The sequence below is a fragment of the Streptomyces sp. NPDC001156 genome (assembly GCF_053598275.1).
Genome location: NZ_JBSFJX010000313.1, coordinates 1 through 7,243 on the forward strand (window position 1 = coordinate 1; position 7,243 = coordinate 7,243).

The following is a 7,243-nucleotide window of genomic DNA, read 5'->3' on the forward strand; positions in this document are numbered from 1 at the left end:
GACCGGGCCTCTCGCAGCCCTTCAGGGAAAAGGATCTCTGTGTGGCGCGCCTGGACGTCGTCCAGGCGCGCAGTGCTTGGATCGTCCGGATCATGGAGCCGGACGTGGGCGTCCAGGGCTGCGGAGGCCATGTCCCGGTCACCGACCAGCCCACACGAGGTGCAGGCGTGGATGCGGTCGGAGAGGGTTTTGGCGACACGCTCTCCACAGAAGCAGGTCGGGGACAACTTCGTGGCGAAGGTGGAAGCCCGCAGCACCCGACCGCCGGTCTTCTCGCATTCCCGGCCGAGGGCGGTGACGAGTCGGCCGGGTGTGGTGACTTGGAGGGCTTTGCCCCACACCCGCTGTACCAGGTGCGGATGTCGCAGTCCTCGACGACGAGGTTAGCGCAGTGTCCGGCAACGGTACGTTCGGCCATACGCCGGGCGCGTTGGTCGCCCTTGCGCAGTGGCCGAGGCGACTGGACGAGGTCGCGCCTGACAGCATCCCCGGTACAGTCGGGGGCGAGGTTGTCGAAGGCGTGCCCGAGGTGGATCGGGCGCTGCCTCCCCTCGACGTCACGGCGCAGCCTGTCGTGAAGGCGCGGCGAATACGAGTACGGCGTCGCGCTCACCTCCAGGACCACGTTGCCCTCGCCACTGCCGTGGGGCGTGCCGGCAGGGATGACGAAGAGCTGGTGGGGCTCAGCGGGGAAGGTCTGGACGTGGGACTCGATGTCGAAGGGCGTCTCGTGATGGTGCGCCTCGTGGGCAACGCAACGAAAGGCCTCGAGGTCTGCATCCCCGCACAGCCCGAGATAGACCTTGTTCTCCTCGCCGCCGACCATCACGTAGTAGGTCTCGTGCTGGGTGTACGGCCAGCCGAAGACCCGCGCATGTAGTCCGAACCAGGGTGGCAGTGTATGGACAAGTTGCCGCCGCCCACTGTGTCGAGGTAGTCGAACCGCACTGGGAAGGAAGTGCGTGAGACCTCGTGCACGCGGGCACCAAGTAGTCCACGCGGGGAGAGCGCAACCAGCATCTGGAGGGGCACCTCGACGGCCGCTTCCGCCTCACCGATCAGCACACCGCTCTCGGGTGCGATCAGCTCGTAGCCGAGAGCGGTATTCGGGGCATCCTGGTTGAGACCAAACTTCTCCTGGGCCCAGCGGCCGCCCCAGGACGTGGTGTTGAAGGTGGGCCGGGTACGGACCGGCTGGGCCGCCAGGTTCCGCAGGGTCCGGCGAAGCACTGATCCGGACAGTCCCGCGGGTGTAGCGAGGTCCTGACGGTCGATCCAGCAGTCGATGCGGTTGGCCAAGGAGTCACCCTGCCGGTCGAGCGATGGCCAGTCCATGTAGAACAGTCGCTTGGTCGTGGGAAGGCCGTCGTCCTCGCCTTGGCCGAGGTTGCGCGCGGTTCCAGCGGCGACCGCAGCCTCCGCGCACCGCTTGGGTGTGTCCATGTACCAGAGCACGTCGTGGGGGGCCAGGGCGGCGCCGGGCCACGAAAACGAGTGCCACTGCGTCGGACGTATGTTCCGGCACAGGCAGCTCGTCGAAGAGGTCGACAAGGGTGCCTTCGGCGAGCCGGTCGAAGTCCGGGTCGTCGGCGAGCTCGCTGGACCCTGTGCGCTCGAGGATCCGCGGCCAGGGGGCGAGGTGGGCCCGGAGATCGGTTGCCGAGGCGGCGGGCCCGCGCGCCTCCAGCGCCGAGTTCAGCAACTTGACGGCCGCAGACCAATCCAGGGCGGCAGGTCTGTCGATGGCGAGGGTGATCGGCCTATCGGGAAGCGTGGCGACCAGGGCGCTCCACCCCGGGGTGACTACTCCGCCAAGTGCTGAGTAACGAAGGTTTGGTTGGTAGGCCCGGGGTGATTGATGGGTGTTCGTGTTGCAGCAGCCGCCCGTACTCCGGTTCTGCCTTGAGGGTGACGATGCGTTCGTCCGGGTCATCCGTGACGATCAGGAAGACCTTGCCCGCCACCTTGTAGACGTCCAGCTTCTCAGTGAACGGACGCCCGTGGCTGACCCCGCCCAGCGCCAGTGCCGTGTCGCGAGCTCCGTCCTGGAACTTCTCGCCGCTGTTGGACATCACGAAGGTCAGGCGCGGCGGCCGTGGGGGTGTGGATCCACGGGCTGCTTGGACTTGGGAAGCCCGCCGACCACGAGACGGTAGGAGTCGATCACGAGCTCCTTCACTAGCTTCTCGTCGATGGTGCCCCCGCCTTCCATCGTGATCCAGTGCCTCTTGTTCATGTGATAGCCGGGGGTGATGTCCGCGTACTGCCCACGCAGGGCTGCGGCGTCGTCCGGATCAGCTTTCAGGATCACGACGGGGCGCCCCGGCATGTCGGTCATGAGCATGAAGACCTTGCCGTGCACCTTGTAGAGCTCCCAGTCGGGGTCGAAACGATGCTCCAGGTCGGTGCCGGGCAGTTCCACAGTGCAGTCGCCCGCGATCTTCTGCAGCTCCTGTCCGTCCAAGGTGATCAACTCCTCCATCGATCCGAGTGCCTGGTGTGTGTGGCAGTTCGGGCACGTGCGCCGGTCGGTGACCGATTGACCATGGCGTAGATCAGGCCCATGACCTGCCAGTCGGACTGTGGCCGTCCACTGCCTACGGGCGTACGCGGATGACTGTCTTCCCGCTGCGTCGCGTGGTCGGGTTGAGGGCGCCAATGGCATCATCGAGGCTCGCGACGTCACCGATGTTTGTCCGCAGCCGTCCGTCCCGCACCCGCTGCACGATCTCACCCAGTTCGGCGCGATCGGCCTCGACAACGAAGTCCACCGCCAGGCCGTCAGCGGGCCGCGCCTCAACCGGGCCGACGACGGACACCAGCGTTCCTCCGGCCTTGATCAGGGCAGCGGACCGCTTTTGAACGTCGCCACCGACGACATCGAAGACCAGATCGACGCCCCCGACGTCTTTCAGCGCGTCGTTCTCGAGGTCGACGAACTCATGAGCGCCGAAGTCGAGTGCCTTCTCGCGGTCGGCGGCGCGTCCGGTGCCGATGACGTAAGCGCCGGCCTCACGTGCGAGCTGGGTCACCATCGTCCCGACCGCCCCGGCCGCGCCATGGGCGAGGACGGTCTGGCCGGCCTGAAGGCGGCCGTGCTGGAACAGCCCCTGCCACGCGGTCAGCCCTGAGATCGGCAGGGACGCGCCTACCGTGAAGTCGACGTCGCCGGGCAGCGGTGCGAGGTTGCGTGCTTCGATCGCCACGTACTCCGCGAGGGTGCCGTCGCGGTGCCAGTCGGCGAGGCCGAACACCCGCTGCCCGACCGACAGCCCCGTCGTGCCGTAGCCGAGGGCGGTGACCACTCCGGCCAGCTCGTGGCCGGGGATCGACGGTGTCTTGTCACGGCCGGCGCGATCGGCCCAGGTCGATGGCCACTCCATCTCAGTCGGGACGAAGCCTGATGCGTGAATCTGAACGATGACATCGTTGATCGCTGCGAGCGGCTCAGGCCGCTCCGTCAGCGTCATCCCGGCCGTTCCCGCGGCCTGGTCGGTTACCACAATGGCTTTCATTGAGATCGTCCCCTTCCTCGTATGTGTTGTGGGTTTTAGTTTCCGGGTGGGTTTTTAGATGAAGGTGAAGAGCTGGTCGGCGTCGAAGCGCGAGATCGGGGTGGTGTACACCTTCGCGGGGTCGGGGTAGCCGAGGGCCAGCAGCACTGTTGTGCTGTGTCCGCTCTCGCGGATCTTGAAGGCCTTGTCGACACTGGTCGGGTCGAACCCCTCCAGCGGCGTCGCCTCGACGCCGAGCTCGGCGGCCGCCATCATGGTCAGGCCCACCGCCATGTAGGTCTGCTTCTCCATCCAGTGGTTCAGGTCCTTGTAGCCGTAGTTGCGCAGGTTGAGGAAGTCTCGGGTCATTGATTCCCACAGCTCCTGCTTTGCCGGGTCGGGGAACCGGCCGTCGGCCCTCTCCTTCGTGAACACCGCCTCGAGGTGGCTGCCAGGCAGATCTGCCCGGGTGGTGAGGATGATGGTGTGCGACGCGTTCAGGATCTTCTCGGCGTTGTCCTGGAATCGTTCGCCCAGGTTGTTGGCGAGCTGTTCTTTGCCTTCGGGCGTGGCGAGGACGTAGAAGTGGTTGGGCTGTACGTTCACCGATGACGGCGTGGAGCGCAGGAACCTCAGCAGCTGCTGAAGGGTTTCCTCCGGAATGGTCTTGCCGGGGTCGAAATACCTGGTGAGGTGCTTGTTCATGAGCTTGTCGAGATTCATGTCAATCCGCCTTCTTCTTGCGATGAGTGGGTGAGGAGCGGTGGTTCGTAGAGTTTGGACTAGTTCGTGCCGCGGGCAAGTAGTTCGCTGATGCGCTCGAAGCTGATTCCTGTCGTCGCGGCGGTGAGGTCACCCGCGACGAGAGCCTTGGTGGCCTGTTGGAGTGCCTCCATTGCGTGGGTGTAGAGCGCTGGACCCACGCTGATGCGCTTGACCCCGGCCTTCTGTAGTTCAGCGACGGTCAGCACCTTGTCCGCCGGCGAGATGAGGACGTTGACCGGTGTCGGCGCGACGGCGGTGACGATCGCGACGAGGGCGTCGAGGTCGGGTGGGTAAGGGGCGTAGAGCACATCCGCGCCGACCTCGGCGAAGGCCGTCAGACGCCGGATGGTGTCGTCGAGATCGGGCCGCCCCTGGATGAAGTTGTCGGTGCGACCGGTGACGACGATGCGCCCCTTGGCCGCGTCGACGGCACTACGCATGCGGTTGACAGCATCGTCGAAGTCGCGGATCGGTTGATCGGGATTGCCCGAGGTGTCTTCGACCCCGATACCGGCCAGGCCAGACGCCACGGCGGCCTCCACGGTCGCGGCGACGTCTTCAGGCGTGTCGCCGTAGCCGTCCTCGAAGTCTCCGTTGACGGGCAGCCCGGTGAGGCGGCCGAACAGCCGTGCATGTTCGAGGTGCTCGTCGCGGGTAACTTCGTGACGCCCGTCGGACCGGCCGAGCGTGGCGGCGAGCGCCGCCGACGATGTCGCGATCGCCTCGAAGCCGGCATCGGCCAGCATCAGCGCCGAGAGGCCATCCCATGCGTTCGGCATAACGAACCCGCCGTCACGGGTGTGCAACGCCATGAATCTCTCATAGAGTTCGGAGCCCGGCATACCGAACCTTTCCCGAGTGATCGTTGCGGGCGGTGGCGGATCGAGCGGCTGGGTACGCCGCCTCGACGAGGGCGCCGACGCTCATTCCGGTGTACCGACCGAGTTGACGGCGGGGATGTCGATGTCGGTCTGGTTGACGTTGTTGATGAAGTTGGTCAGCAGGATCTGCACCGTCACCGTGACGATTGCCAGGATCTGCGGGTCGGTGTACCCGGCACCTCGCACAGCCGCCAGGTCGGCGTCGCTCACCTGACCGCGGCTCTCCACCACCTGCTGGGCGAAACGAGCGACCGCGGCGCGCTTGGGATCGACCGAGCTCCCGGCCCGGGCCAAGTCGATGTCATCGCTCGACATGCCCCCGAGTTCGGACGATACGTACGTGTGCATCGCCAGGCAGTAATCGCAACCGCTGGCTTGCGACACGGCGAGCGCGATGGTGTGCCGCGTCTTCGCGTCCAGAACCCGGCTCAAGGTGCCCTGCAGTGTCATGACGACGTCAAGGACGGTCGGGTTCGACGCGAGAGTCGCGAACATGTTCGGGACGAAGCCGAACTGTGCGCCGACGTTGTCGAGGATGCCCTCCGCCCCGTCCGGGACGTCGTCTCGAGGGGGAACGTTCAGTCGTGACACAGCGAATCGGCCTCCGGTCGGGGTGTGAGTAGTCGTTGTCGAGCCCAAGTCGGGCTCGAAGTGCTTCAGAGCTCCGCCGCAGGCCTTACCTGCGCTGACCGCAACCTGGCCGGTGGCGTCGGTTGCGCCGGGCGCCTGGTGACCTGCATTGCGAGGGGTGACTCCGTCGGCGCCGAGTTCCGGATGTCTTCGCGCCGGGACACCGCACAGGAAGGACTATACAGACCAAAGTCTGCTACGCAACCCCTCCCCCAGGCGGGCCGAATCGGCCGCGCTGGATGCAAGCGGGTCAATGTCGCATCGGAGCAGTAAATCTGCAGTTCAGAGCTCTATAAAGGCTGTGCCGTGAGCCATTCTTGCGGTCGGAACGAGCCCGCTCAAGCCGCCTCGAGCCAGACCAGCTCGGGCCTGATCGATTCGCTTAAGTGGACTATTTAGTCCAAGCTTAGGTGAGGCCGGACTGAAACGAACGCAAGATGTCTCGGATCTGCCTGCGCCTTCACCTCGTGTCCGTCTACGAGAGCGTTTTCGCTGATATGCCCGCCCCAACACAGTCCATCGACGCCACGGTGTCGCGCCGCATCGGCAGCTACTCCGATGCGGTCGCGATCCCGACCAGCGCCACGCACGTCGCCCTGTCCGCTACCCCGGAAGTGCGGCCGGACCGAACCCGACCGGAAGATTTCGCCGAGGAGGCCCGGCAAGCCTCGGACAACGTGTGCGAGGCGCTGCGGTGCGCGGGCGCCGAACTGAGCGACATCGTTCGGGTCCGGTCCTGGCTCACAGACCCCGACGACATCGACGCCTGCCTGAAGGTTCGCAAGGACGTCATCTCTCACCGACCGGTCCATATGCTCGCAGTGGTGCCACAACTGCTCCGGCCCAGTCTCCGCCTGGAGATCGAGGTCACCGCGGTTGTGACGCACTCCGCGGCCAAGCAGCGCCAGTGAGTAACATGCCCGAGGGAGACACCGTGCCCGGAACCAGCGGTACACGCCGCACGCCACGCGGCCTGGAAACCCGTTCACGGATCGTTGATTCGGCAGCCAAGCTGTTCTATGTCAAGGGCGTCAACACCACCACCCTCGACGACGTCCGGCTGGCCAGCGGCACCAGTAAGTCCCAGTTGTACAACCACTTCGAGGACAAACTCGCGCTGATCCACGCCGTGATCGACGTGCAGTCGAAGTTCGTCCTCGCCCGCGAGGAACAGCGCCTGCGCGGCGTGAAGACCCTCACCGGTCTGCGCCGCTGGCGTGACGCCCTGGTACAGGCCAACTCACTGCAGGACGGCTCGTACGGGTGCGCGCTGGGCGCGATGTCGATTGAGCTGTCCGACAACGATGAGCAGTCCCGCCAAGCGCTCAACGCATCAATCGATGCCTGGCGGCGGATGCTCGTCGAAACGCTGACCCGGCTCCGCGTCCAGGCGGATCCCGACAACCCGCTCGCGATCTTCATCATGGGCCTCCGACCACAGGCCATCGCATCGCTGCTGCTGGAGACGGCCGG

General features: G+C 65.8%; 10 protein-coding genes. 2 read left to right on the forward strand and 8 right to left on the reverse strand.

The window, feature by feature from the left end; translation table 11 throughout:
* The 8 genes from ACWDA7_RS48700 to ACWDA7_RS48735 all read right to left on the reverse strand — a co-directional run.
* Positions 1–341, reverse strand: a 341-nt coding sequence (locus tag ACWDA7_RS48700; protein ID WP_450614120.1) for a zinc ribbon domain-containing protein, incomplete at its 3' end; no start/stop codon positions are given.
* 484 nt (positions 342–825) lie between these two features.
* On the reverse strand, positions 826–1,443 hold the full coding sequence (locus tag ACWDA7_RS48705; protein ID WP_450614122.1) for a hypothetical protein: 618 nt from the start codon (positions 1,441–1,443) through the stop codon (positions 826–828).
* Between the two features lie 317 nt (positions 1,444–1,760).
* A complete protein-coding gene (locus ACWDA7_RS48710) occupies positions 1,761–2,072 on the reverse strand; it encodes an MmcQ/YjbR family DNA-binding protein (protein WP_450614137.1) in 312 nt (103 codons plus the stop codon).
* A gap of 8 nt (positions 2,073–2,080) precedes the next feature.
* Positions 2,081–2,482, reverse strand: a complete 402-nt coding sequence (locus ACWDA7_RS48715) for an MmcQ/YjbR family DNA-binding protein (protein WP_450614124.1) — start codon at positions 2,480–2,482, stop codon at positions 2,081–2,083.
* Between the two features lie 115 nt (positions 2,483–2,597).
* Complete coding sequence (locus ACWDA7_RS48720; RefSeq protein WP_450614126.1) at positions 2,598–3,515, reverse strand: NADP-dependent oxidoreductase; 918 nt, start codon at positions 3,513–3,515, stop codon at positions 2,598–2,600.
* A 54-nt stretch (positions 3,516–3,569) separates the two neighbouring features.
* On the reverse strand, positions 3,570–4,217 hold the full coding sequence (locus tag ACWDA7_RS48725; protein ID WP_450614128.1) for a nitroreductase family protein: 648 nt from the start codon (positions 4,215–4,217) through the stop codon (positions 3,570–3,572).
* Between the two features lie 59 nt (positions 4,218–4,276).
* Positions 4,277–5,071: an isocitrate lyase/PEP mutase family protein gene (locus tag ACWDA7_RS48730; RefSeq protein ID WP_450614130.1), complete on the reverse strand. Its 795-nt coding sequence runs from the start codon at positions 5,069–5,071 to the stop codon at positions 4,277–4,279.
* A 111-nt stretch (positions 5,072–5,182) separates the two neighbouring features.
* Positions 5,183–5,731 carry a carboxymuconolactone decarboxylase family protein gene (locus ACWDA7_RS48735; RefSeq protein ID WP_450614132.1) on the reverse strand — a complete coding sequence of 183 codons (549 nt, stop codon included), beginning with the start codon at positions 5,729–5,731 and terminating at the stop codon, positions 5,183–5,185.
* Positions 5,732–6,237: 506 nt separating this feature from the next.
* On the opposite strand from ACWDA7_RS48735, the gene ACWDA7_RS48740 reads away from it, so the two are divergent.
* Together ACWDA7_RS48740 and ACWDA7_RS48745 are read left to right on the forward strand one after the other, a co-directional pair.
* Positions 6,238–6,681, forward strand: coding sequence for a Rid family hydrolase (locus ACWDA7_RS48740; RefSeq protein ID WP_450614134.1), 444 nt, complete (start codon positions 6,238–6,240; stop codon positions 6,679–6,681).
* A gap of 23 nt (positions 6,682–6,704) precedes the next feature.
* Positions 6,705–7,243, forward strand: a 539-nt coding sequence (locus ACWDA7_RS48745; RefSeq protein ID WP_450614136.1) for a TetR/AcrR family transcriptional regulator, incomplete at its 3' end; no start/stop codon positions are given.

What these genes read in the sequence shown, in the direction of transcription:
- ACWDA7_RS48705 (WP_450614122.1), bottom strand. Translation starts at nt 1,443, where the DNA reads ATGGACACACCCAAGCGGTGCGCGGAGGCTGCGGTCGCCGCTGGAACC.
- ACWDA7_RS48710 (WP_450614137.1), bottom strand. Translation starts at nt 2,072, where the DNA reads ATGTCCAACAGCGGCGAGAAGTTCCAGGACGGAGCTCGCGACACGGCA.
- ACWDA7_RS48715 (WP_450614124.1), bottom strand. Translation starts at nt 2,482, where the DNA reads ATGGAGGAGTTGATCACCTTGGACGGACAGGAGCTGCAGAAGATCGCG.
- ACWDA7_RS48720 (WP_450614126.1), bottom strand. Translation starts at nt 3,515, where the DNA reads ATGAAAGCCATTGTGGTAACCGACCAGGCCGCGGGAACGGCCGGGATG.
- ACWDA7_RS48725 (WP_450614128.1), bottom strand. Translation starts at nt 4,217, where the DNA reads ATGAATCTCGACAAGCTCATGAACAAGCACCTCACCAGGTATTTCGAC.
- ACWDA7_RS48730 (WP_450614130.1), bottom strand. Translation starts at nt 5,071, where the DNA reads ATGGCGTTGCACACCCGTGACGGCGGGTTCGTTATGCCGAACGCATGG.